Source organism: Pseudomonas sp. R32 (genome assembly GCF_009866705.1).
In the GTDB taxonomy this organism is placed as follows: domain Bacteria; phylum Pseudomonadota; class Gammaproteobacteria; order Pseudomonadales; family Pseudomonadaceae; genus Aquipseudomonas; species Aquipseudomonas donghuensis.
In genome coordinates, this window is the sequence record NZ_CP019396.1 from 5176993 (window position 1) to 5200628 (window position 23636).

Here is a 23636-nt window from a genome sequence, read left to right on the forward strand (position 1 = left end):
GCGATGCGGTTTTATCAGTCCGCCAGCTTCGGCAGGCACTCATCCAGGCGCTTGTACAGCGCACTGCCAGCGGGCCAGTTGCGCAACAACCGCGCCCGATCACGGGCAAAAGCCTGGGCAAAGCTCATCTGGGTAGCGTGATGACACATGGCATCCAGATCGATCAGCGACCATTGGCCGTCCTGCCAGAACAGGTTGTGGCCCTTCATGTCGCCGTGGCTGATGCGCTCGTGGATCAACTGAGCGAGCAGGTGCTGCAAGGCCTGCAGTTGCTCCTCGGGCACCTCGCCGGATTCGACATACGGCGCGAAACAGGCCAACAGATCCGGGCCATCAGCGTACTCGGTGACCAGATAGGCGCGGCTGCGCAAGCCCATGAAGCGCAGCTCCTGCACCGCCAGCGGCTTGGGCGTGGCAATGCCGAGAAACTCCAGGCGATGCCCTTCGATCCACGAATGCCAGGCCCGGCTCGGGCGCCAGAAGCGCTTGAACCAATGGGCAGTGTTCTTGATGTTATAGCGTTTGAGCACCAGTGGCCGGCCATTGACCTCAACCTTGGCCACGCTGGCGGCGCCGCCGGTCTTGTACAGGTGGCCCTGGTCGATCAGGGTATCGGCCTGCTCCAGCACCGGCAGCATGGCGACCACTTCGTTGCGACGAATTGAACGCAGGCCCGACGCGCCGCGCTCGACGCTGAACAGCGTGCACTCGCGCCCGGCCTTGTCGAGGTAGTCCTTCAGACGCCAACTGCGCACCTTGTCGATCTGCTTCTGCAGGGCTTCCAGCGGCAGCGCGTGCTCGGCGTTGGCCAGCAGGTAATGCACCAGCAGCTCTTCGATAAAGGGCTCCAGACGCTTGGGCAACTGGGCGAACAATACCCCGAGGTTCTGCAACACCTGTTGGCGCGACAGCGGCTGGCCAAGGGTTTCGGCCTTGATCCCGGCGCCATCGATCAAATACAGCTGGCCGTTATGGCGCAGCAGGTTGTCCAGGTGCAGGTCGTCCTGCCACAGACCCTTGGCGTGCATCTGCCCCACCGCCGTCAGGGCTTCGCCGAGCACCAGGTGCTGTTCATCGGCCAGCGGCGGCAGGGCTTCGACTTCAGCCCAGGCATCGGCCAGGCTCACGGCGTTTTCGAGAAACTCGAACAGCAGCCAACCGCCCTCGCCTTCGCGCAAACCATCGGCCAGCAGCAGCGGCGTGGTCAGGCCCTGGGCCGCCAGCAGCCGCGCACCTTCCAGTTCACGCTGAAAATGCCGGGCGGCGCTGCTGCCGACCAGCAACTTGGCCAACACCGGCTTGCCACGCCAGATCCCGGCGCCAACATAGCGCTGGCCCGGCAGCACCCGCAGCAGGCTGAGCAACTGCAGCTCGGCGCTGCCAGCGGCGTCGGCCAGGCTGATGTTCAGGGGCAGGTCCGGGCTGCGCCCGGCATCCTTGAGTTCGGACAATCGCATCAGCGAGCCTCTTTCTCACGGCGGCGGCGCGTCAGGCGCTGCAGCCAGGTATCAACCAGCGGGCTATCGGTGGGCTGGTCCAGGTAGGACGAGAGCATCACCCGCACTTCAGCTTCGCTCCAGATCGGTGCCCGGCGCAACAGCGGCTCAAGATCCTTGAGCCGGTCGCGCATGCCCAGCAACAATGGCCGGGTCTTCTCCAGGTCGATCAGTTGCGCCTGCCAGCTGTCGCTGCGGCTGCGCAGGAAGATGTGCTTGGGGTAGAAGCAGCCATGCACCTGGTTGGCGGTGTGCAGGGTACGCGCCAGTTGCCCGCAGGCACGCAGGATGCCCTGGCGCTGGCCGATGTCCAGTTGTGGCCACTGCCCCAGCAGGCTGTCCAGATCGCTCCAGTCATCCAGGGCACGGGTCATGAGGATCGCCCGACGCTCGCCTTCGACCTTGCGCTCGCCGTAGTACACCGCTTGCAAGGCAGGGATACCGAGCTTCTGGTAGCGGCTGATATTGCGAAACTCGCGGGCGAAGGTTGGCTCGCCGAACGGTCGGTGCAAGGTGCGGGTCAGGTAGTCGCTCTGGCGCTTGAGGTAATAGCCCTTGCCTTCAAGCTCCAGGCGATAGACGCTGCTCCAGCCGCCACGGCCGGTGTTGGGCTCGTCCACCGCATCGAGCTGCAGCGCCCACAGCTGATCGAAACCGTTGAGGCCATGGCGCTCAAGCAGCGCCACATCGGCACTGGAGAGAAAATCAGTCATTCGCGTCCCTCGAAAAACGTCACCACATGGCGAATGCGGCGTTTGTCCGATTCATTCAGACGCTCGCGCCCGCGGTACTGCAGGTAAAAGCGCAGTCGCTGGGTGTTCGACAAGTGATATTTGGCCACTTTGTCCAGGCACGCCAGGTCTTTGGTGATGCGGTAACGCAGCATGAAGCCCCACCAGAAATCGCCGGTCGGGCAGTCGATGAAGAATAGCGTGGCCTGGTCATCCACCAGCAGGTTGCGCCACTTCAGGTCGTTATGGGTGAAGTGGTGGTCATGCATGATCCGCGTGTGTCGCGCCAGCTGACGGCTGATGTGGTCGACCCAGCCGCGATCGGCCAGGCGTGCATCGTTGCGCTCGGCCAGCGCCGAGAGGTCTTCGGTGCGCGGCAGCTCGCGGGTGATCATCGCCCCGCGGCCAAAAGCCAGGCCATTACGCTCAAGGCCGAAGGCGACCACTTCAGCGGTGGGAATGTCCCACTTGGCGAACTGCTTGAGGTTCTGCCATTCAGCCTTGATTCGCGGGCGCCCGAGGTAGCGGCGCAGGCCTTTGCCAGCGCCGGTATAGCGCTTGACGTAATAGTTGACCCCCTCGCGCTCGACACGGATCACTTCGCTCAGCGGGTCGTGGGTCAGGCGCTCGCCCTTGAGGGCGAACACCGCTTCGATACTGCCAAAATCCGTCGCCAGGGCCTGGTAGGCAGGCTCCAGTTTCCAACCCGCCATCAGAGCGCGTCTCCGTACCGTTGTTTACGCTCGTAGAGCTTCTGCGCCTTGCCTTCCAGCCAGGCCAGCAGCCCGGCTTCCTCGGCGAGGATCTGCCGTAGCGGCTGCTGAAAGTAACCACGCAAGAAGCGCAACTTGTCGCGCCGGGTCAGGCCGATGTCCAGCGCCGAGAAGTACAGCGCGGCCAGGTCCTTGTCACGCCAGCGGTGGGAGATTTTCGCCCGGGTCTGGGCGCGGTGCAGGTCGATAACCGACAACTTGAAATCATCGGCCGTCACCGGCCGGTCGGTGTGCAGCAAGAAATGGCAGATGTAGCAGTCGCGGTGGTTGACCCCGGCGCGGTGCATCATGCCGGTCATGCGTGCCACTTCGGCGATCAGCGCACGCTTGAGACGCGGCGCGGGCGGCTGCTTGACCCAGTCGATGCTGAAGTCTTCGAGGCTGACGGTCGGCGCCAGTTCTTCGGTGACGATAAACGAATGCTGGGCAGCCGGGTTATCACCACGCTCACCATAGGCCACTGCGGTCATGGTCGGCACGCCCACTTCATGCAGGCGCTGGATTGCCTGCCACTCCTGGCCGGCGCCGAGCACCGGCAGCTTGGCGGTGAACAGGTTCTTGAAGATCTCGCCCCAGCCGATGCCGCGGTGGATCTTGACGAAATAGCCGCGGCCTTCGACTTCGGTGCGCAGGGTACGGCGGCCTTCCAGCTCGCGGTACACCTCGCCTTGCAAGGCCTCGACGGCCTCGAAGGCATCGCGCCCGGCCCACAGGCGCTTGAACGGCTCAGCCAGTATCAGTTTCATGCGCGCTCCTGCGCCAGGATCACGTCGGCAGCATGCTCGGGCATGCTGTAGAGGTCGGCCGTGTCGGCAAATGCCAGGCCATTGCGCGCCCATGCGGCGCGTGCCTGGCCGTCTTCGAGCATGCGCTGCAGGTAGCGGTTGAGCTGCTCCTGCTCGAACGGCTCATCGAGCACCAGGCCGCTGTCGGCTTCGGCAATGTAATGGGCATAGCCGCACACGGCCGAGACCAGTACCGGCAGCCCGGCGACCAGCGCTTCGAGCAGCACGGTGCCGGTGTTTTCGTTGTAGGCCGGGTGGATCAGCAGGTCGGCGCCGAGCAGAAAGCGCGGGATATCGCTGCGGCCCTTGAGGAACTGCACCTGCTCGGTCAGGACGAGGGTCGCGCTTTGCAGCTGGAACACCTTGGGGTCGTCCTGGCCGATGACCATCAGCCGCGTGCGCTTGCGCAAGGCCGGTGGCAAGGCCGCCAGGGCCTTGAGGCTGCGGTCGACGCCCTTGGTCTTGAAGCCCGAGCCGATCTGCACCATCAGCAGCTGATCGTCTTTCAGCTCGAACTCGCGGCGGAACTCGGCACGGATCTGGGCGGCATTGGCCGGTGCCCGGCGATCCTGGCTGATACCCGGTGGCAGCAGGTGGAAGCGCTCGATCGGGGTGTCGTAATGCTTGATGAACAGCGGTTGCTGAACCTCGGAGATCATCAGGATCTCGGTCCTGGCCTCCTTGGCGAACACTGCCCGCTCGTACTCGGCAAAGTGCCGGTAGCGGCCCCAGCGCCGGTACAGCGAGTTGCGCAGGTTCTGCGCCTTGTCTTCAAAGCAGCCGTCGGCGGCGTAGTACACGTCCAGCCCGGGCATCTTGTTGAAGCCGATCAGGCGATCGACCGGGCGCTTGGCCAGGTCCGCGCCCATCCAGGCGCTGAGCTTCTCGTTGCGCCGATGGTTGAACAGCGCCTTGACCGGCGCCACCAGCACTTCGAAGCCCTCCGGCACATCGCCTTCCCAGATCAGCGTGTAGACGCGGATCTGGTGACCGCGACGCTGGCACTCCAGGGCAATGCGCATGAAGTCGCGCTGCAGGCCGCCGAAGGGGAAATACTTGTATAGAACAAAAGCCAGTTGCATCAACGAACATCCTCAGCCAGCAGCAACGCGCGCAATTGGCTCGCCACACGCTCGGGATTCAGGCGAGTGAAGCACAGCGGCCACTCGCGTTTGAGATCGAACCGGCGCTGGTCATCAGCGCTCGGTTTGTAGGTACATTTCTTCTGCAGGCACGGCGCGCAGGCAAAATCGCTGGCGATATGCACCTGGGATTTGCCATAGGCACCAGTGAGCCCCGGGTTGGTCGGGCCGAACAGCGACAGGGTCGGCACATCCAGTGCCGCCGCCAGGTGGCCGAGGCCGGTATCCACGGCAATGCAGGCCTTGGCTGCGGCCAGTACGCGGGCGACTCCGACCAGGTTCAGCTTGGGCAGCACCTGGCAGTTGCTCAGGCCCTTGGCGATGCGCTCGGCCCGCGCCTGCTCGGCCGCGTTGCCCCACGGCAGGCGTACCTGCAGGCCTTGCTGGCCGAGGCGTTCGGCCAACTGGCGCCAGTAGGCTTCCGGCCAATGCTTGGTCGCCCAGGTGGTACCGTGCAGGAACACCACGAACGGCGCCGCTGGCGGCAGCTGCAGGCGATTGAGGTCCAGACCGTAATCACCGAGCCCGGCCGGCAGGTTGTAGCCCAGCGCCAGGGCGAAAAGCTGGCGCACCCGCTCCACCGCATGCTGGCCGCGCTCCACCGACAAACGCCGGTCGTAGAAACGGCTCGACAGCCCTTCACGGGCCGAATAGCGGTCCATGCCGGCCACCGGCGCCTTGACGTAACGGGTCAGCCAGGCCGATTTGACCAGGCCCTGGGCGTCGATCACCAGGTCGTACTTGCTCTCGCGCAGACGCTGCTTGAACTGGCGCCACTCGCCGCTCTTAAAGGTTTGCCAGAGGTTCTTGCGCCAGCGGCGGATGGCCACCGGGATGATCTTGTCTACCGCCGGGTGCCAGCTGGGGATCTCGGCAAAGCCTTCTTCGACCACCCAGTCGAAGCGGATGCCAGGGATTGCCCGGGCAGCGTCGGTCAGCGCCGGCAGCGCATGGATCACATCGCCCAGGGACGAAGTCTTGATCAGCAGTACCCGCACTTACTCGACCTCGGCCATGACGTCGATCAGGTTCGGACCGTTCAGGCGCTGCAGCGCAGCTTCCACGGCTTCCGGCTCCAGCTGACGCAAGCAGTTGTAATGGCCGAACCGGCAGGTACGGTCGAAGCAGGGGCTGCAGTCCAGACCCAGGCGCACCACCTCGACTTGATCGGCCAGAGGCGGGGTGAAGCCTGGCGAGGTCGAGCCATAAACGGCCACCAGCGGACGGTTCAGCGCCGCAGCCACGTGCATCAGCCCGGAATCGTTGGACACCACCGCATCGCTGCACGACAACAGGTCGATGGCCTCGGCCAGCGAGGTCTCGCCGCTGAGGTTGCTCGCCTCTTCGCGCAGGCCCGGGATCAAGCGCCCACGAATGGCTTCGCCGACCGCGTGGTCGTTCTTCGAACCAAACAGCCAGACTTGCCAGCCTTGGCGGATCTTGCTCTCCGCAACCTTGGCGTAATGCTCCGACGGCCAGCGCTTGGCTTCACCGAATTCGGCGCCAGGGCACAACGCCAGTACCGGGCGGTCCAGGCTCAGGCCGAACTTGGCCAGGGCCGCGTCGCGGCTCTGTGCCTGGATCTGCAGGCGCGGGCGCGGGTACGGCTGCGGCAGTTCGGCGCCGGCCGGATAGGCCAGGGCCATGAAGCGCTCGATCATCAGCGGGTACTTGGCCTTGTCGAGCTTGCGCACGTCGTTGAGCAGGCCGAAACGCAACTCGCCGCGCCAGCCGGTACGCTTGGGGATGCCGGCAAAGAACGGCACCAACGCCGACTTCAGCGAGTTGGGCAACAGGATCGCCTGGTCGTACTGGCCGGCCAGGGACTTGCCGATACGCCGGCGCGTAGCCAGCTCGAGCGCGCCGTGGCCGAGCGGGAAGCTCAAGGCCTGGCGGACTTCGGGCATGCGCTCAAGGATCGGCCGGCTCCACTCGGGGGCCAGCACATCGATCACACATTCCGGGTGACGCTGCTTCAGGCACTGGAACAACGTCTGCGCCATTACCATGTCGCCCACCCAGCTGGGGCCAATGATCAAAATTCTCATGCTTTATCCAGAAACGATCAGGGAGGCTGCAAACTGTTCGCGAACAGCCTGGCCTCCCCTCTTTATATTCAGGCTATATGTCGACCAGTGTACGCCACTCGGGCTGTACTGTGGTCGTGGCAGGCGTCCTGGTGCCTGAACCGCCTGGCCGATATATCAACTCAAGCCTAGCTGCGACCAGATCCGCCGCACCTCCTGGCGCTCCTGAACGAACTGTTCGGCGTCGATCACCCCGGCCTGCTTCTGCAGGGCCTGGCGGTGCGCGGCGGAACGGAACGCCTTGTACACCTCGCGCAGCAGCACGGCATCGCTGGCGGGCATCAGCCCGGCCTGCTCGAGCTCTTCGAGGATGCGGATATTGTCGGTCCAGCGCAGCAGTGCCGGATGGTCGTGAGACCATGCCAAAGCGGCGTATTGCACCATAAATTCGATATCGACGATACCACCGGCATCCTGCTTGATATCGAAGGGCACGCCGGCATCGAAGGCATTGGCCGCCGTCCCGGCGGCGCTGAGCTTGGTGCCGAGGTTATCGCGCATCTTGGCGCGCATCTCGCTGACTTCGGCCTGCAGCTTGGGCAGGTCGCGGGCCTGGCCGAGAATGCGTGCACGCACGGCCTCGAACGCCGCGCCCACCTGCGGGCAACCGACCAGCACCCGGGCGCGAACCAGGGCCTGATGTTCCCAGGTCCAGGCTTCGTTCTGCTGGTAGCGCTCAAAGGCGCCCAGCGAGCTGACCAGCAAACCTGAGGCACCCGAGGGACGCAGGCGCATATCCACGTCGTAGAGCTGGCCGGAGTTGGTCTGGGTGGTCAGCAGGTGAATGATGCGCTGGCCCAGGCGGGTGAAGAACTGCGCGCTGTCGATCGGCTTGGCACCGTCGGTATCAGCCTGCGGGTCACCGTCGTGGATGAACACCAGGTCCAGGTCCGAGCCGTGGCCCAGCTCGATGCCGCCAACCTTGCCATAGCCGACAATAATGAAGCCCGGATCGCACAGGCTGCCGTCGCTGCGCTTGGGCTGGCCGTGACGGCTCACGGTCTGGCGCCAGGCCAGGGCCAGCACCTGGTTGAGGATGGCTTCGGCCAGCCAGGTCAGGTAGTCGCTGACTTTCATCAACGGCAGGTTGCCAGCGATTTCCGAAGCGGCCACGCGCAGGCTGTGGGCCAGCTTGAAGTGGCGCAGGGCTTCCATTTGCTGTTCAAGGTCGTCTTCGGGGATGCGCGTCAGCCGCTCGCGCAACTCGGCGGCCAGTTCCGGGGCCTGCGGCGGGCTGAACAGGCGCCCCTCGTTGAGCAGCTCGTCGAGCAGCAGCGGGAAACGGGTGATCTGTTCGGCGATCCACGGGCTGGCGGCGCACAGGGTCAACAGACGGCGCAGCGCCCCGGGGTTTTCGGTGAGCAGCACCAGGTAGGCCGAACGCCGGGCTACGGCTTCGACCAGCGGCAACACCCGCTCCAGCACCAGGTCCGGGTCGGCGTGCTCCACCGCCTGGGCCAGCAAACGTGGAATAAAGGCATCCAGACGCTCACGACCCAAGCGCTGCATGGCCCGCAACTGCGGGCTGACACGCAGGCCGGCCAGCTGCTTGAGGGCCTTTTGCGGGTCGGCGAAACCGGCGTCCTGCAACTGACGGCAGGCGGCCTCTTCATTCTGGGCTTCTTCCCACAGCGGCAGCCATTCGCCGCCGACGATCACTTCGCCTTCTTCATTCTCGTCTTCGTCCGGGTCGGCAATGACCTGGCGGAAGTGCCAGTCGATACGCCCACGCCAGTGCATCAGCTGGGCATGGAAGCTCGGCCAGTCGGCAAAGCCGAGCATGAAGGCAATCCGCGCACGGTCCAGTTCAGCGTCCGGGAGCATCTGGGTCTGGCGGTCGGCAATGGCCTGGATCGCGTGCTCGGTATAACGCAAAAATTCATAGCCTTCGCGCAGCTCGGCAATTACCGCCGACGGCAGGTAGCCCTGGCCTTCGAGGGTCGACAGCACCTTGAGCAATGGCCGCTGCTGCAGGCTCAGGTCGCGCCCGCCGTGGATCAACTGGAAGGCCTGGGCAATAAACTCGACTTCGCGGATGCCGCCGGCACCCAGCTTGATGTTCTCGGCCATGCCCTTGCGCCGCACTTCCTGCTGGATCAGCTGCTTCATGGTGCGCAGCGCTTCGATCGCCGAGAAGTCCAGGTAACGCCGGTAAACGAAGGGCCGCAGCAGATCCAGCAACTGCGCGCCGGCGACCTGGTCACCGGCAACTACCCGCGCCTTGATCATTGCGTAGCGTTCCCAGTCGCGGCCCTGGTCCTGGTAATACTGCTCCAGGGCATTGAAGCTGAGCACCAGGGCGCCGGCCGAGCCGTAAGGGCGCAGGCGCATATCGACACGGAACACGAAGCCGTCGACGGTGATCGGGTCCAGGGCCTTGATCAGGCGCTGGCCCAGGCGGGTGAAAAACTCCTGGTTGTCCAGCGAGCGCTTGACCCCTTCCGTTTCACCGCCTTCAGGGAAGGCGAAGATCAGATCGATGTCCGACGACAGGTTCAGCTCCACCGCGCCGAGCTTGCCCATGCCCAGCACCACCATGTGCTGCGGCTGGCCGCTGCGATGACCGATCGGCGTGCCGAACTGCTGGCAGTGGCGCGGGTACAACCAGTTGTAGGCCTGATCGATAGAAGCGTCGGCAAGGTCGGACAGATCGCGGCAGGTCTGCACCAGGTCAGCCTGGCGGGTCAGGTCACGCCAGATGATCCGCACCTGCTGGCGGCTGCGCTGGCGGCGCAGGTTGCGCGCCAGTTCGTCTTCGCTCTCGGCAGCCTGGGCAGCAGCAGCGATCTGGGTGCACAGCTCGCCCGGGGCAAAGGCCCGGTCGAGTTCGCCACTGGCGGCCAGATCAACCAGCATCGCCGGGTCGCGCACTACCTGTTCAAGGACGAAATCACTGGCCGCGGCTACCCGGGCGAACTGCGCCCAGCGGTCGGCGCTCCAGTCTTCGACAGTCAGTTCAGGTTGCAGGGCAACAGCCGCACGAAACGATTGCGCGTTGCGGCTGACCAACGCGGTGAAAGTGGCCGGCAGTTCGGCCAGCAAAGGCAGGCTCATGGTCTATCCTTGATCGGCGAGATTGGATTGGCAGCGAGCGGACTGGGGAACCCTGACCACGGTTGGACTGTCGTACAAAAGTTAGAAATAGCTGAAAAAACTGATTTTATGGCAGAAACCATCGCAGCAAACCTTTTCTTAACTTGTTTTTAACCACCGGTATCGATTTTTCCCACAACCCGAACAGCGGCCACGAGCCATTTTTCTGTAGTTTTACTACTGCCCGATCACCTCAAAAGCATGAAATGGTGATTCATTTGTAGTAAAACTACACAACGCCGGTACACTCTCCGGTAATCCAAGAATTTTATGTCGTCTGCCCAAAAGGCCAGTCGCAAACTCAGGCAACCGATTCTGGAAGCCTTTCCGCCCTGGAGCAAGCCATGCAAGACCTCGATCCCGTCGAAACCCAGGAATGGCTGGACGCCCTGGAGTCGGTTCTCGACAAAGAAGGCGAAGACCGCGCTCACTACCTGATGACCCGTATGGGCGAGCTGGCCACCCGTAGTGGCTCTCAGCTGCCATATGCCATCACCACGCCATACCGCAACACCATTCCCGTCACCCACGAAGCACGCATGCCTGGCGACCTGTTCATGGAACGCCGCATTCGCTCGTTGGTGCGTTGGAACGCGCTGGCCATGGTAATGCGCACCAACCTGAAAGACTCGGACCTGGGCGGCCACATTTCGAGCTTCGCCTCCAGTGCCACCCTGTACGACATCGGCTTCAACTACTTCTTCCAGGCTCCGACCGACGAGCACGGCGGCGACCTGATCTACTTCCAGGGCCACGCCTCGCCTGGCGTCTACGCCCGTGCGTTCATGGAAGGCCGGATCAGCGAAGACCAAATGAACAACTTCCGTCAGGAAGTCGATGGCAAGGGCCTGTCGTCCTACCCACACCCATGGCTGATGCCTGACTTCTGGCAGTTCCCGACCGTTTCCATGGGTCTGGGCCCGATCCAGGCGATCTACCAGGCGCGTTTCATGAAGTACATGGAAAGCCGTGGCTACATTCCTGCCGGCAAGCAGAAGATCTGGTGCTTCATGGGCGACGGCGAGTGCGACGAGCCGGAATCCCTGGGCGCGATCTCCCTGGCTGGCCGCGAGAAGCTGGACAACCTGATCTTCGTCATCAACTGCAACCTGCAGCGCCTCGACGGCCCGGTTCGCGGCAACGGCAAGATCATCCAGGAACTTGAAGGCGTATTCCGTGGCGGTGGCTGGAACGTCAACAAAGTGGTCTGGGGCCGTTTCTGGGACCCATTGCTGGCCAAGGACGTCGACGGCATCCTGCAACGCCGCATGGACGAAGTCATCGACGGCGAGTACCAGAACTACAAGGCCAAGGACGGTGCATTCGTCCGTGAGCACTTCTTCAACACTCCAGAGCTCAAGGCCATGGTCGAAGACCTGTCCGACGACGAGATCTGGAAGCTCAACCGTGGCGGTCACGACCCGTACAAGGTCTACGCGGCCTACCACCAGGCGGTCAACCACAAAGACCAGCCGACCGTCATCCTGGCCAAGACCATCAAGGGTTATGGCACCGGTGCTGGCGAAGCCAAGAACACCGCGCACAATACCAAGAAGGTCGACGTCGACAGCCTGCGTCACTTCCGCGACCGCTTCGACATCCCGGTCAAGGACGAAGAGCTGGAAAACCTGCCGTTCTTCAAGCCTGAAGAAGGCAGCGCCGAGGCCCGTTACCTGGCCGAACGCCGCAGCGCCCTGGGTGGCTTCGTGCCACAGCGCCGCGCGAAGAGCTTCAGCATCCCGACGCCACCACTGGAAACCCTGAAGGCGATCCTCGACGGCTCGGGCGACCGTGAAATCTCCACCACCATGGCCTTCGTGCGGATCCTCGCGCAACTGGTCAAGGACAAGGAAATCGGCCAGCGTATCGTCCCGATCATCCCGGACGAAGCCCGTACCTTCGGTATGGAAGGCATGTTCCGCCAGTTGGGCATCTACTCGTCCGTCGGCCAGCTCTACGAGCCAGTCGATAAAGACCAGGTGATGTTCTACCGCGAAGACAAGAAGGGCCAGATCCTCGAAGAAGGCATCAACGAAGCGGGCGCCATGTCCTCCTTCATCGCAGCCGGTACTTCGTACTCGAACCACAACCAGCCGATGCTGCCGTTCTACATCTTCTACTCGATGTTCGGCTTCCAGCGGATCGGCGACCTGGCCTGGGCCGCTGGCGACAGCCGCACCCGTGGCTTCCTGATCGGCGGTACCGCCGGCCGTACCACCCTCAACGGTGAAGGCCTGCAGCACGAAGACGGTCACAGCCACATGCTGGCCGCGACCATCCCGAACTGCCGCACCTATGATCCGACCTACGGCTACGAGCTGGCGGTGATCATCCAGGACGGCATGAAGAAGATGACCGAAGAGCAACAGGACGTCTTCTACTACATCACCGTGATGAACGAGTCCTACCAGCAGCCAGCCATCCCGGCCGGTGTCGAGGAAGGCATCATCAAGGGTATGTACCTGCTCGAGGAAGACACCCGCGAAGCTGCGCACCACGTTCAGTTGCTGGGCTCCGGCACCATCCTGCGTGAAGTGCGCGAAGCGGCGAAGATCCTGCGTGAAGAGTTCAACGTCGGCGCCGACGTCTGGAGCGTTACCAGCTTCAACGAACTGCGTCGCGACGGCCTGGCCGTAGAGCGCAGCAACCGCCTCAAGCCTGGTCAGAAACCTCAGGTTACCTACGTCGAAGAGTGCCTGGCTGGCCGCAAGGGCCCGGTCATCGCCTCCACCGACTACATGAAGCTGTTCGCCGAACAGATTCGCCAGTGGGTACCGAGCAAAGAGTTCAAAGTCCTGGGTACCGATGGCTTCGGTCGCAGCGACAGCCGCAAGAAGCTGCGTCACTTCTTCGAAGTCGACCGTCACTTCGTGGTGCTGGCTGCCCTGGAAGCCTTGGCTGACCGTGGCGATATCGAACCTAAGGTCGTGGCTGAAGCCATCACCAAGTTCGGCATCGACCCGGACAAACGCAACCCACTGGACTGCTGAGGAGTATTTTTAAGTGAGCGAACTCATTCGCGTACCTGACATCGGCAGCGGTGAAGGTGAAGTCATCGAGCTGTTCGTCAAAGTTGGCGACCGTATCGAAGCCGACCAGAGCATCCTGACCCTGGAATCGGACAAGGCGAGCATGGAAATCCCTGCTCCCAAGGCCGGTGTGGTCAAGAGCCTGAAGGTCAAGCTGGGCGACCGCCTGAAAGAAGGCGACGAACTGCTGGAACTGGAAGTCGAGGGCGCCGCTGCTGCGGCCCCAGCGGCTGCCGCGCCTGCTGCTGCGCAACAACCTGCTGTTGCCGAGGCCCCTGCGGCCCCGGCCGCTGCACCGGCGGCGGCCACCGTTCAGGACATTCATGTTCCGGACATCGGCTCCTCGGGCAAGGCCAAGATCATCGAGCTGCTGGTCAAGGTTGGCGATACGGTCGAAGCCGACCAGTCGCTGATCACCCTGGAATCGGACAAAGCCTCGATGGAAATCCCGTCGCCGGCTGCCGGCGTGGTGGAAAGCATCGGCGTCAAGCTCGAAGACGAAGTCGGCACTGGCGACTTCATCCTCAAGCTCAAAGTCCAGGGCGCCGCCGCGCCAGCACCAGCGCCTGCCGCTGCTGCTCCGGCTGCCAAGGCTGAAGCCGCCCCTGCTGCTGCACCTGCTCCGGCTGCCAAAGCCGAGGCCGCACCCGCGCCTGCCGCTGCCCCTGCACCAAGCGGTGCCAAGGTTCACGCCGGCCCTGCCGTGCGTCAGTTGGCCCGTGAGTTCGGCGTCGAGCTGAGCGCAGTTGCCGCCAGCGGCCCGCACGGTCGTGTGCTCAAAGAAGACGTGCAGGTTTACGTCAAGGCCATGATGCAGAAGGCCAAGGAAGCTCCAGCCGCCGGTGCCACCGGTGGTGCTGGCATCCCGCCGATCCCGGAAGTCGATTTCAGCCGCTTCGGCGAAATCGAAGAAGTGCCGATGACCCGCCTGATGCAGATGGGTGCTACCAACCTGCATCGCAGCTGGCTGAACGTTCCTCACGTTACCCAGTTCGACAGCGCCGACATCACTGAGCTGGAAGCCTTCCGCGTTGCGCAGAAAGCCGTTGCAGAAAAGGCCGGCGTCAAGCTGACCGTACTGCCGCTGCTGCTTAAGGCCTGTGCTCACCTGCTCAAGGAACTGCCGGACTTCAACAGCTCGCTGGCGCCTAGCGGCAAAGCGATCATCCGCAAGAAGTACGTCAACGTCGGTTTTGCCGTCGACACTCCGGATGGTCTGCTGGTACCGGTAATCAAGAACGTCGACCAGAAGAGCTTGCTGCAACTGGCTGGCGAAGCGGCGGCCCTGGCTGAAAAAGCCCGGACCAAGAAGCTGTCGGCCGACGACATGCAAGGTGCCTGCTTCACCATCTCCAGCCTCGGCCACATTGGCGGCACCGGCTTCACGCCGATCGTCAACGCGCCGGAAGTGGCGATCCTGGGTGTTTCCAAGGCCACTATCCAGCCTGTCTGGGACGGTAAAGCCTTCCAGCCGAAGCTGATGCTGCCGCTGTCGCTGTCCTACGATCACCGCGTGATCAACGGCGCCGCTGCTGCGCGCTTCACCAAGCGCCTGGGCGACCTGCTGACCGACATCCGCACCATGCTGTTGTAATTGCTGTTTCCTGTCTCCCCTGCCGGGGAGACAGGCTCCCTTTTCGAGCTGCCACGCTCGTACCTCAACCCCGTCATTTTGGCGGGGCTTTTTTTATCTGCTGGAATGGTCCCCCTGTGGGAGCGGCGATGCGGCGGTCCGACTTGTCCCGCGATACTTAAGATTCCTACATCCATGCCGACACAGTTAGCACGGAGGTCTCTGTATCGCTTGTCAGCCTCAAGCGCATGATGCAACCTTGCCGACACGCGTAGTAGCAGATTGCTCCGTTTGCGCGAACAGCCTTCTTGAAGCGAGCTCTCGATGAAAAGCCAACCTGATGCCGCCAGCCGTATGGTGGCCGAGGTCGTGACGCAGTTGCCCGTGCCCTCGCGGCTCGGGATGCTGCGTTTCGAGCGGCTGAACGAGGCCAGCTGGGCGCTGCTTTACCTTGATCCTGGTTGTGAACGGCAGTTTGGCCTTGCTGCAGTGGAACTCTGCGCACTGGTCGGCTCGCCCTACGCCAGCCTGATGGAGCCCGAAGCCCGCTACAAACTGCACGACGCCATCCAGTTGCAACTGGCCCAGCGCCCGCATTACCTGGTGCGCTATACCCTGCACACCGCCCAGGGCCCGCTGCAGTTGCTGGAGTTGGGCGAAGCCTACAAACAGCACAACCGGCAGTTGCTGCGCGGCTACCTGATGGTCCTCGACAGCCAGCCTGGCGACGCTCCCGACCTGTCGGCCGTCGATCTCGAGACCCGCAACAGCCGCCTGCAAATCGCCCTGCAGCTTAACCAGCGGGCCCAGCAGGAACAGCTCGAGCACCTGGAGCGGGTGCGCGCCCAGCAGGACCTGATCCTGCATTTGGCCCGCCACCGCTATAGCGCCAGCAACTCGCTGCTCGAAGCCGCCGAGCTGATCACCCGCAGCGCCTGCGAGATCTACAAGATCGACTGCGCGAGCATCTGGTACCTGGAAGACCAGCAACTGCAGCCGATTTCGGCGTTCTACCGCGACGCTCAGGAATACCGCCTGCCCGAGCCGATCGACGCCAGCCGTTTTCCCGACTACCTCGAAGCCCTGCACACCAGCCGCGCCATCGACGCCCACAACGCCACCCACGACCCGCGCACCCGGGACATGGCCGAGAGCCTGCGCCCATGCGACATCAATGCCATGCTCGATGCCAGTATCCGTATTGATGGCCAGGTGGTCGGGGTGTTGTGCCTGGAACAGACCGGCTCGGCGCGTGCCTGGCAAACCGATGAAATCGCCTTTGCCGGCGAGCTGGCCGATCAGTTCGCCCAGGTCATCAACAACCACAACCGACGCACCGCAACCAACGCCCTGCACCTGTTCCAACGTGCCGTCGAGCAAAGCGCCAACGCCTTCTTGCTGGTCAACCGCGACGGCGTGGTCGAGTACGTCAACCCGAGCTTTACCGCCATCACCCAGTACAGCACCGATGAAGTCCACGGCCATCGCCTGTCGGAACTGCCGGCGCTGGAAAACCTGAGCGAGCTGCTGTTCGACGCGCCGTCCAGCCTGGCCATGGGCAATAGCTGGCAGGGCGAGTTCAAGAGCCGGCGCAAGAATCTCGAACCCTACTGGGGCCAACTATCGATTTCCAAGGTGTTCGGCGACAACCGCGAACTGACCCATTACATCGGCATCTACGAAGACATCACCCAGAGCAAGCTGGCCCAGCAGCGCATCGAGCGCCTGGCCTATACCGACAATCTGACCAGCCTGGGCAATCGCCCGGCGTTCATCCGCAACCTCGACGAGCGCTTCGCCCGCGACAGCGACAGCCCGATCAGCCTGCTGCTGGTGGACATCGACAACTTCAAGCGGATCAACGACAGCCTCGGCCACCAGACCGGCGACAAGCTGCTGATCAGCCTGGCCCGACGCCTGCGCAACAGCCTGAGCCCCGGCGGCAGCCTGGCGCGCTTTGCCAGCAACGAATTTGCCGTACTGCTCGAAGACACCGACCTGGAAGGCGGCCAGCAGGTTGCCCAGCAACTGCTGCGCACCCTCGACAAGCCGATGTTCGTCGACAACCAGCTGATCAACGTCACCGGCTCCGTGGGCCTGGCCTGCGCGCCGCTGCATGGCCGCGACCCGCAGACCCTGATGAAAAACGCAGGGCTTGCCCTGCACAAGGCCAAGGCCAACGGCAAGCACCAGGTCCAGGTGTTTACCGAAGCGCTCAACGCCGAGGCCAGCTACAAGCTGTTCGTCGAGAACAACCTGCGCCGCGCCCTGACCCAGAACGAACTGGACGTGTTCTACCAGCCCAAGCTGTGCCTGCGCAGCGGCCGCCTGCTGGGCCTGGAAGCGCTGCTGCGCTGGAACCACCCGGAAAAGGGCATGATCCGCCCCGACCAGTTCATCAGCGTCGCCGAAGAAACCGGGCTGATCATCCCCATCGGCAAGTGGATCGCCCGCCAGGCCTGCCGCATGAGCCAGAAGCTGCGCACAGAAGGATTGGGCAACCTGCAAGTGGCGATCAACCTCTCGCCCAAGCAGTTTTCCGACCCCGACCTGGTCGCCTCGATCGCCAACATCCTCCAGGAAGAAGCCCTGCCCCCGCACCTGCTGGAGCTGGAGCTGACCGAAGGCCTGCTGCTGGAAGCCACCGAAGACACCCACCGCCAGCTCGACCAGCTCAAACAACTGGGCCTGACCCTGGCCATGGACGACTTCGGCACCGGTTATTCGTCGCTGAGCTACCTGAAGAAATTCCCGATCGACATCATCAAGATCGATCGCAGCTTCATTCATGAAATCCCTGACAACCAGGACGACATGGAGATCACCTCGGCGGTGGTGGCCATGGCCCACAACCTCAAGCTCAAAGTGGTTGCCGAAGGCATCGAGACCGCCGAGCAACTGGCGTTCCTGCGCCGTCACCGCTGCGATGTCGGCCAGGGCTACCTGTTCGACCGGCCGATCCCGGGCAGCGAGCTGATCGCCAAGCTCAAACGCTATCCGCGTGGCCCTATCGCCTGACAGCGGCGTTTCTCTCGGGCAATATAGGTTCATTCGGGTCCCATCGCGGGTCAAACCCGCTCCCACAGTGGGAGCGGGTTTGACCCGCGATGGGGCCAGCCTTGCCTACCCCAATCAGCAGAGGAACGATCATGGTCCTGCGCTCGGAGATTCTGGTGAATAAAAACGTCCTACCCACTGCCGAACAGGCACTGCCTGGCCGTGAAACGCCGATGGTCCTGCCCGAAAAGCACTTTGTCTTCAAAGACACCCCGTTGCTGGGCCCGTTCTTCGAGAACGTCGACTTCGCGATCTTTGGCCTGGGTTGCTTCTGGGGTGCCGAGCGGCGCTTCTGGCAGCGCGAAGGCGTGGTCAGCACCGTGGTCGGCTATGCCGGCGGCTTCACCCCCAACCCGACCTACGAAGAAGTCTGCTCGGGCCTGACCGGCCACACCGAAGTGGTGCTGGTGGTGTTCGACAAGGACAAGGTCAGCTACAAAGAGCTGCTGGCGATGTTCTGGGAACTGCACAACCCGACCCAGGGCATGCGCCAGGGCAACGACGTCGGCACCCAGTACCGCTCGGTGATCTACTGCACCAGTCCCCAGCAACTGGACGAGGCACTGGCCAGCAAGCAGGCCTACCAGGCCGAACTGAGCAAGGCCGGCTTCGGCGAAATCACCACCGAGATCGACCAGGCGCCGACCGTGTACTTCGCCGAAGCCTACCACCAGCAGTACCTGGCCAAGAACCCAGAAGGCTACTGCGGCATCGGTGGTACCGGTGTCTGCCTGCCACCGAGCCTGCAAGGCAACTGAGGGATCGACATGTCCGCACCGAGCATGACGCTGTTCCATTCGCCGGCCTCGCCGTTCGTGCGCAAGGTCATGGTGGTACTGCACGAAACCGGGCAAACCAACCGGGTGGCGCTGCAGACTGTCAACCTCACCCCGGTCAACCTGGTAGCCGAACTCAACCAGGGCAACCCGGCGGGCAAGATTCCGGCCCTGCGCCTGGCCGACGGCAGCGTGCTGCACGACAGCCGGGTGATCTGCGAGTACCTCGACCTGCAGCATGTGGGCAACCCGCTGATCCCCCGTGAAGGCTGGCCGCGTTGGCATCGCCTGACCCTGGCATCGCTGGCCGATGCGATCATGGATGCCGCGGTGCTGACCCGCTACGAGACCTTCCTGCGGCCCAAGGACAAACAATGGGACGCCTGGATCGAAGCGCAACAGGACAAGATCCGTCGTGGCCTGAGCAACCTTGAGCAGGAACACTTCGCCGAACTGGCCTCGGTGTTCGACATCGCCGCCATCGGCGTGGCCTGCGCCCTGGGTTACCTCGACCTGCGCTTCCCGGACTTCGGCTGGCGTGAGCAACAGCCCAAGCTGGCGGCGTGGTATGCGCAGGTCAGTCAGCGTGAGTCGATGCAGGCAACCGATCCTTCGGCTACCTGACATTGCCAGGGGCCATCGCCGGCAAGGCCGGCTCCCACAGTGCATCGGTGTACCGCTGACTGTGTGGGAGCTGGCTTTGCCAGCGATGCAGGCGCCGCGCATTACCAGACACCACAGCAATCTCATCCCCGGCAAGGCCGGCGCCGACAATCACTTCTGCTGTCCACAGGCCGGCGATGTGGGTCGCCAGCACTGCACCCAATACCCTCTCCTCGCGCAAGCCACTCACGACAGCTTCACCTGGCCAACCCCATACCAGTCCAGGCGACGGGTCAGGACCATGAACACCCCCAACAGCGCGAACAGCAGCAGCGAGCCCATCAGCAAGGCGTAATCCTCGGCCGTCAGCAGGCCGTAGAGCATGCCGTAGAGCATGGCCAGGCCCAGGGCAAAGCCCATGCCGCGCAACACGCTGTGCAGCACGTGGCACAGGTAGAAGCCGATCAGCAACACACAGCCGCCCGCCGACAAGGCATAGGCCATGGCAAAGCCCAGGTGCTCGGACAACGACAGCAACAGCAGGTAGAAGAACGCCAGGGCCACGCCCACCAGGCCGTACTGGATCGGGTGCACACTCAGGCCCTTGAGCACTTCGAAGAGGAAGAAGCCGGCAAAGGTCAGGGCGATGAACAGCAATGCATATTTGATTGCCCGTTCGCTCTTGAGGTACTGGTCCACCGGGTCGATGAAGCTGACACCGAAGGCACGCTCGTTGAAAGCACCGCACTTTTCGTTGACCACGCACTGGGTCAGGGCGTCTTCGAGGTTGGTGGAGAAGAACGAGGTCTGCCAGCGCGCCGAGAAACCACCGGCATCGATCTTGCGGCTGACGGGCAGGTAGTTGCCGTCAAAGCTCGGATGCGGCCAGTTGGCGGCCATGGCCACGCTGGTCGTACGCCCCACCGGCAACACCTGCAGCTGTTCGGTGCCTTGCAGGCTGAGGTCGAAGGCGTAGTTGAGCACGCTCGCGACCTTGCCATCGACACCTGGCAACAGGGCGTGCACGCCACCGCTCATCCAGCCAAGCTTGGTCCCGGCGGCAAAGTCCAGGCGCTGATCGTTGAGCTGCAGCTGCAGGCCTTTTTCGATGCCGCGGATGTCGCTGATACCGACAACCAGGAACGCGGGTTCGAAGCGGTAATCATCAAAATCCTCGGTAATGCCCCAGTTGGCCGGGATCTCGAAATGGCCGTTGATGTGACTGTTGGCGTGAAACAGACGCGCCTCGTAGATACCGCGCGAACGTAACTCGGTGTCGATGCTGGCGTTGAGGTCGAAGGTTTCCGGCAGGAAATACAAGTGACCGTTGACCTGGCTGATTTCCTGGAAGCTCTTGCCGTCTTCGGTCTTCCAGCGCCGTTCGATCTTGCGGTACGGCACCACCAGCATCGGCCCGGTGATTTGCTGGGCAAAGCTGGAGCTTTGGGCAATGTCGCGGACCACGCGATCGCGCTGGTACTGACGGTCCTGGATCAGGCCGCCGATCATGAACAACGGGATCAGCAGCAGGACGATCAGAAAGCCGATAACGGCTAGTTTGTAACTCAGTTTGCGGTTCATGAACGGGACTCCGGTTTCGATGGGCAGAGTCTGCGCAAACGAAATGGAGCCCTTGCGGACTTATATGGAGCCTGTGTGCAGACTGTGTGAAGTTTTCAGCCCAGGCGCCTGGCCGGCAGCCACAAACGCACGCGTACACCCTCCTCGACGTTGGCGACTTCCAGCGTGCCGCCATGCAGTTGCATCACCTCTTCGACGAAGTTAAGCCCCAGCCCGGTGCTCTTGCGCCCGCTGAACGGTCGCGGCAGCGAGTAGAAACGCTCGCTTAGCCGGCCCAGGGCATAGTCAGGAATCGCCTCGCCCTGGTTGAACAGGCTCAAGGCCACGCGCCCCTCGGCGTGCTCCAGCTCGAACACCAGCAAACCGCCCGGCGGGGTGAAATCCAGGGCGTTGTCCAGCAGGTTGGCGATGGCCTGGCGCATCAGGAAGGGATCACATAACAACCGCACGGCGACGGGTACACGCTGACGCACCTGCAGTTCGCCGCTTTCGATCCGCGCGCCCTGGGCCAGCAGCAGCTCGTCGACCAGCGCCGCCAGCGGCACCTGCTGCTGTTCTTCCAGCTCCCGCATCTGCTCGACCTGGGCCAGGTTGAGCAATCGCTCGATCAACTGCTGCATGCGCGCACTTTCGCTCTCGATATTGCCGGCAAAGCGCTGACGCTGCTCATCGCTCATGGGCCCCTGAAGCAGCTCGGAAGCGCCGCGGATCGCCGCCAGCGGGCTTTTCAGCTCGTGAGTCAGGGTGTGCACATAACGTTCGACGTAGTCCTTGCCTTCAAGCTGGGTGCGCATGCGCTCCACCGCTGCCGCCAGTTGCCACAGCTCACCGCCCCGGTAATGGGGCAACGCCGTGCGCTCTCCTTCGCTCACCGCCTGAGCGTAACGGGTCAGCCGGCGCAACGAGCGCGCCAACCACCACGACAGCGCCGCGCCCACCAGCAGGCCAAGGCCGATCAGGCCCAGGCCGAGGTACAGCAGGCGCCGTTCGGAGCGATCGATATAGGGTTGCAGCGACTTGTTCGGCTTGGCCACGGTGACCACGCCAATGATCTTGCCTTCATCAAGGATCGGCGCCGCCACGTGCATCACCGACGACTCCGGGTCGTCCGGGTTGCTGCGGGTCGAGCGTGCGCCGTACTGGCCGCGCAAGGTCAGGTAGACGTCGTTCCAGCGCGAATAATCCTCGCCCACCGCCACGCCGGCGGAGTCGAGCAGCACCTTGCCCTGGGCATCGGTGACGTAAATGCGGTGGTTGACCTGGTTCTTCGACAAGCCCCAGATATCAGCCTTGGGCTGACGCTGGCCGTAGGCGCGCAGCAGCACCGGCAAGCGGCTCTGGCCGAGGGTGCCAGCCTTGACATCGTCGTGGAGGATTTCCGCCAGCAGGTTGGCGGTGTCGACCAGGGTTTCTTCGGTGGACTGGCGCACACCGGGGCGAATCTGCTCGCGCACGGTGCTGAGAATGAAATAGCCGGTCAGCCCGACGAACAGGAAATACACCAGAAAAATCCGGATCCCCAGGCGCATCAGCTGTGACTCGGGCTGTAGCTGTAGCCGAGGCCACGGTGAGTCTGGATCGGCTCGGCGTCGGCAGCCACGCCGCGCAGCTTGGCGCGCAGGCTCTTGATATGGCTGTCAATGCTGCGCTCATAGCCGGCATCGGCAGCAACGCCGACGGCATCAAGCAGTTGCTCGCGGCTGAAAACGCGTTCAGGTTGTTCGAGCAGGCTTTGCAGCAGGCGAAATTCGTGGCGGGTCAGGCTCAGGGCTTGGCCGCGGTAGTGGATCTGCATGCGCAGGGTATCGACCTGGAACAGCTCCGGGGCACTGACAGGCGGCTCGGCGCGTGGCGCCATGCGTTTGAGGATCGCCCGCACCCGGGCCGCCACTTCACGAGGGCTGAAGGGCTTGACCACATAATCATCGGCACCGATTTCCAGGCCTACCACCCGATCGATCTCGCCGTCGCGGGCGCTGAGGAACATCACCGGCACCTCGCTGAAGCGCCGCAGTTGCCGGCAGGTTTCGAAGCCGCTGATATCCGGCAGGCCGATGTCGAGGATGATCAGATCGGCCGGGCGCTGGCGTTGCTGCTCCAGCGCGGCACTGCCGAGGGTCACCCACTCGGTGCTGTGGCCGTCGCCTTGCAGGGCAAAAACCAGCGTATCGGCGATGGCCGCTTCGTCTTCGACAATCAATATGTGGGGCATCTGGAGCTGCAAGCCTCAAGCTACAAGCTTCAAGAAGAAGCGGATCGCGTGAAGTTACACTGAACCGCTTTTTCTTGCAGCTTGTAGCTTAAAGCTTGCAGCTGGAGTTGCTTAGCAGTCCGGTTTGTCAGCCGTAAACCGTCGCGCCGGGTTCACCGCCGCCTTGAACTCGCGCAACGCCTTGGCGCCGATCAGCAACGGATAGTTGAAGCTGCTGCGGTCGGTCAGGTTGACCTCGACGGTACGCTTGACGTCCCCCAGGCACAGCTCCAGGTCAACCACCGGCCGCTTGCTGATTTCAGCGCCCTCGCCGTCTTCCTCTTCATCGGCGCGATTCTTGATCTTGCTGATACGCGCCAGCTTGTGTTCATAGACCTTGCCGTCGGCATCCTTGGTTGCGACACGAAAGCGCACCCAATCTTCACCATCACGGGTGAAGGTTTCGATGTCCTTGGCCGACAGCGAGGCCGTCAGCGCGCCGGTGTCCATCTTGGCCTTGAAGGTCTGGCCACCGACTTCCGGCAGTTTGATGTATTCGTAGCGGCCGTACAGGGTCGGCTCGGCGGCCATGACCGGCAGAGCCAACAGGGACAGCAGTGCAAGTACCGATTTCACAGGATCCGCTTCCTTGAGACAAGACAGTGTTTAGACTGCGAAGGCAGGATAGGTTCGCGCCAATAGCTTATTCAACACAATGT

General features: G+C 63.1%; 18 protein-coding genes. 5 read left to right on the forward strand and 13 right to left on the reverse strand.

Going from position 1 to position 23636, the window contains the following annotated elements; translation table 11 throughout:
- Positions 1-14 precede the first annotated feature (14 nt).
- The 8 genes from PspR32_RS23950 to glnE all read right to left on the reverse strand — a co-directional run bounded on the left by PspR32_RS23950 (position 15) and on the right by glnE (position 10068).
- Positions 15-1457: a lipopolysaccharide kinase InaA family protein gene (locus PspR32_RS23950; protein WP_159389253.1), complete on the reverse strand. Its 1443-nt coding sequence runs from the start codon at positions 1455-1457 to the stop codon at positions 15-17.
- The gene (locus PspR32_RS23955; RefSeq protein WP_010221387.1) at positions 1457-2209 is read right to left on the reverse strand and encodes a lipopolysaccharide kinase InaA family protein; all 753 of its coding nucleotides are present in this window, start codon (positions 2207-2209) and stop codon (positions 1457-1459) included. Before PspR32_RS23955 ends, PspR32_RS23950 begins: the two co-directional genes overlap by 1 nt.
- Complete coding sequence (locus PspR32_RS23960; protein ID WP_159389254.1) at positions 2206-2940, reverse strand: lipopolysaccharide kinase InaA family protein; 735 nt, start codon at positions 2938-2940, stop codon at positions 2206-2208. Before PspR32_RS23960 ends, PspR32_RS23955 begins: the two co-directional genes overlap by 4 nt.
- Positions 2940-3746 carry a lipopolysaccharide core heptose(I) kinase RfaP gene (rfaP, locus tag PspR32_RS23965; RefSeq protein ID WP_036995030.1) on the reverse strand — a complete coding sequence of 269 codons (807 nt, stop codon included), beginning with the start codon at positions 3744-3746 and terminating at the stop codon, positions 2940-2942. Before rfaP ends, PspR32_RS23960 begins: the two co-directional genes overlap by 1 nt.
- Positions 3743-4867 carry a glycosyltransferase family 4 protein gene (locus PspR32_RS23970; protein WP_159389255.1) on the reverse strand — a complete coding sequence of 375 codons (1125 nt, stop codon included), beginning with the start codon at positions 4865-4867 and terminating at the stop codon, positions 3743-3745. The genes rfaP and PspR32_RS23970 overlap by 4 nt, the downstream gene beginning before the upstream one ends.
- On the reverse strand, positions 4867-5925 hold the full coding sequence (gene waaC, locus PspR32_RS23975) for a lipopolysaccharide heptosyltransferase I (RefSeq protein WP_010221382.1): 1059 nt from the start codon (positions 5923-5925) through the stop codon (positions 4867-4869). The genes PspR32_RS23970 and waaC overlap by 1 nt, the downstream gene beginning before the upstream one ends.
- Positions 5926-6975, reverse strand: coding sequence for a lipopolysaccharide heptosyltransferase II (gene waaF / locus PspR32_RS23980; RefSeq protein ID WP_036995029.1), 1050 nt, complete (start codon positions 6973-6975; stop codon positions 5926-5928).
- A 156-nt stretch (positions 6976-7131) separates the two neighbouring features.
- Positions 7132-10068 (reverse strand): bifunctional [glutamate--ammonia ligase]-adenylyl-L-tyrosine phosphorylase/[glutamate--ammonia-ligase] adenylyltransferase, encoded by a 2937-nt coding sequence (gene glnE, locus PspR32_RS23985; RefSeq protein ID WP_036995028.1) that lies wholly within the window; start codon positions 10066-10068, stop codon positions 7132-7134.
- A 383-nt stretch (positions 10069-10451) separates the two neighbouring features.
- Here glnE and aceE point away from each other — a divergent pair, with 383 nt between their 5' ends.
- The 5 genes from aceE (at position 10452) to PspR32_RS24010 (ending at position 19166) form a co-directional block, all read left to right on the forward strand.
- On the forward strand, positions 10452-13097 hold the full coding sequence (aceE, locus tag PspR32_RS23990; protein ID WP_010221378.1) for a pyruvate dehydrogenase (acetyl-transferring), homodimeric type: 2646 nt from the start codon (positions 10452-10454) through the stop codon (positions 13095-13097).
- A 13-nt stretch (positions 13098-13110) separates the two neighbouring features.
- Positions 13111-14730, forward strand: coding sequence for a dihydrolipoyllysine-residue acetyltransferase (gene aceF / locus PspR32_RS23995; protein ID WP_159389256.1), 1620 nt, complete (start codon positions 13111-13113; stop codon positions 14728-14730).
- Positions 14731-15033: 303 nt separating this feature from the next.
- On the forward strand, positions 15034-17727 hold the full coding sequence (locus tag PspR32_RS24000; RefSeq protein ID WP_010221376.1) for a putative bifunctional diguanylate cyclase/phosphodiesterase: 2694 nt from the start codon (positions 15034-15036) through the stop codon (positions 17725-17727).
- A 131-nt stretch (positions 17728-17858) separates the two neighbouring features.
- Entirely contained in the window at positions 17859-18524 is a 666-nt protein-coding gene (gene msrA, locus PspR32_RS24005; protein WP_010221375.1) for a peptide-methionine (S)-S-oxide reductase MsrA, read from the forward strand.
- Positions 18525-18533: 9 nt separating this feature from the next.
- Positions 18534-19166, forward strand: a complete 633-nt coding sequence (locus tag PspR32_RS24010; protein ID WP_159389257.1) for a glutathione S-transferase — start codon at positions 18534-18536, stop codon at positions 19164-19166.
- On the opposite strand, the gene PspR32_RS24015 is transcribed toward PspR32_RS24010, so the two are convergent.
- The 5 genes from PspR32_RS24015 to rloA2 form a co-directional block, all read right to left on the reverse strand.
- Positions 19159-19368 (reverse strand): hypothetical protein, encoded by a 210-nt coding sequence (locus PspR32_RS24015; RefSeq protein ID WP_010221373.1) that lies wholly within the window; start codon positions 19366-19368, stop codon positions 19159-19161. The genes PspR32_RS24010 and PspR32_RS24015 overlap by 8 nt on opposite strands.
- Positions 19369-19391: 23 nt before the next feature.
- The gene (gene creD, locus PspR32_RS24020; RefSeq protein ID WP_010221372.1) at positions 19392-20726 is read right to left on the reverse strand and encodes a cell envelope integrity protein CreD; all 1335 of its coding nucleotides are present in this window, start codon (positions 20724-20726) and stop codon (positions 19392-19394) included.
- Positions 20727-20821: 95 nt separating this feature from the next.
- A complete protein-coding gene (gene creC, locus PspR32_RS24025; RefSeq protein WP_036995024.1) occupies positions 20822-22255 on the reverse strand; it encodes a two-component system sensor histidine kinase CreC in 1434 nt (477 codons plus the stop codon).
- Positions 22255-22938, reverse strand: a complete 684-nt coding sequence (gene creB, locus PspR32_RS24030; RefSeq protein WP_010221370.1) for a two-component system response regulator CreB — start codon at positions 22936-22938, stop codon at positions 22255-22257. Before creB ends, creC begins: the two co-directional genes overlap by 1 nt.
- 111 nt (positions 22939-23049) lie before the next feature.
- On the reverse strand, positions 23050-23553 hold the full coding sequence (rloA2, locus tag PspR32_RS24035; protein WP_010221369.1) for a retropepsin-like aspartic peptidase RloA2: 504 nt from the start codon (positions 23551-23553) through the stop codon (positions 23050-23052).
- Positions 23554-23636: the final 83 nt, after the last annotated feature.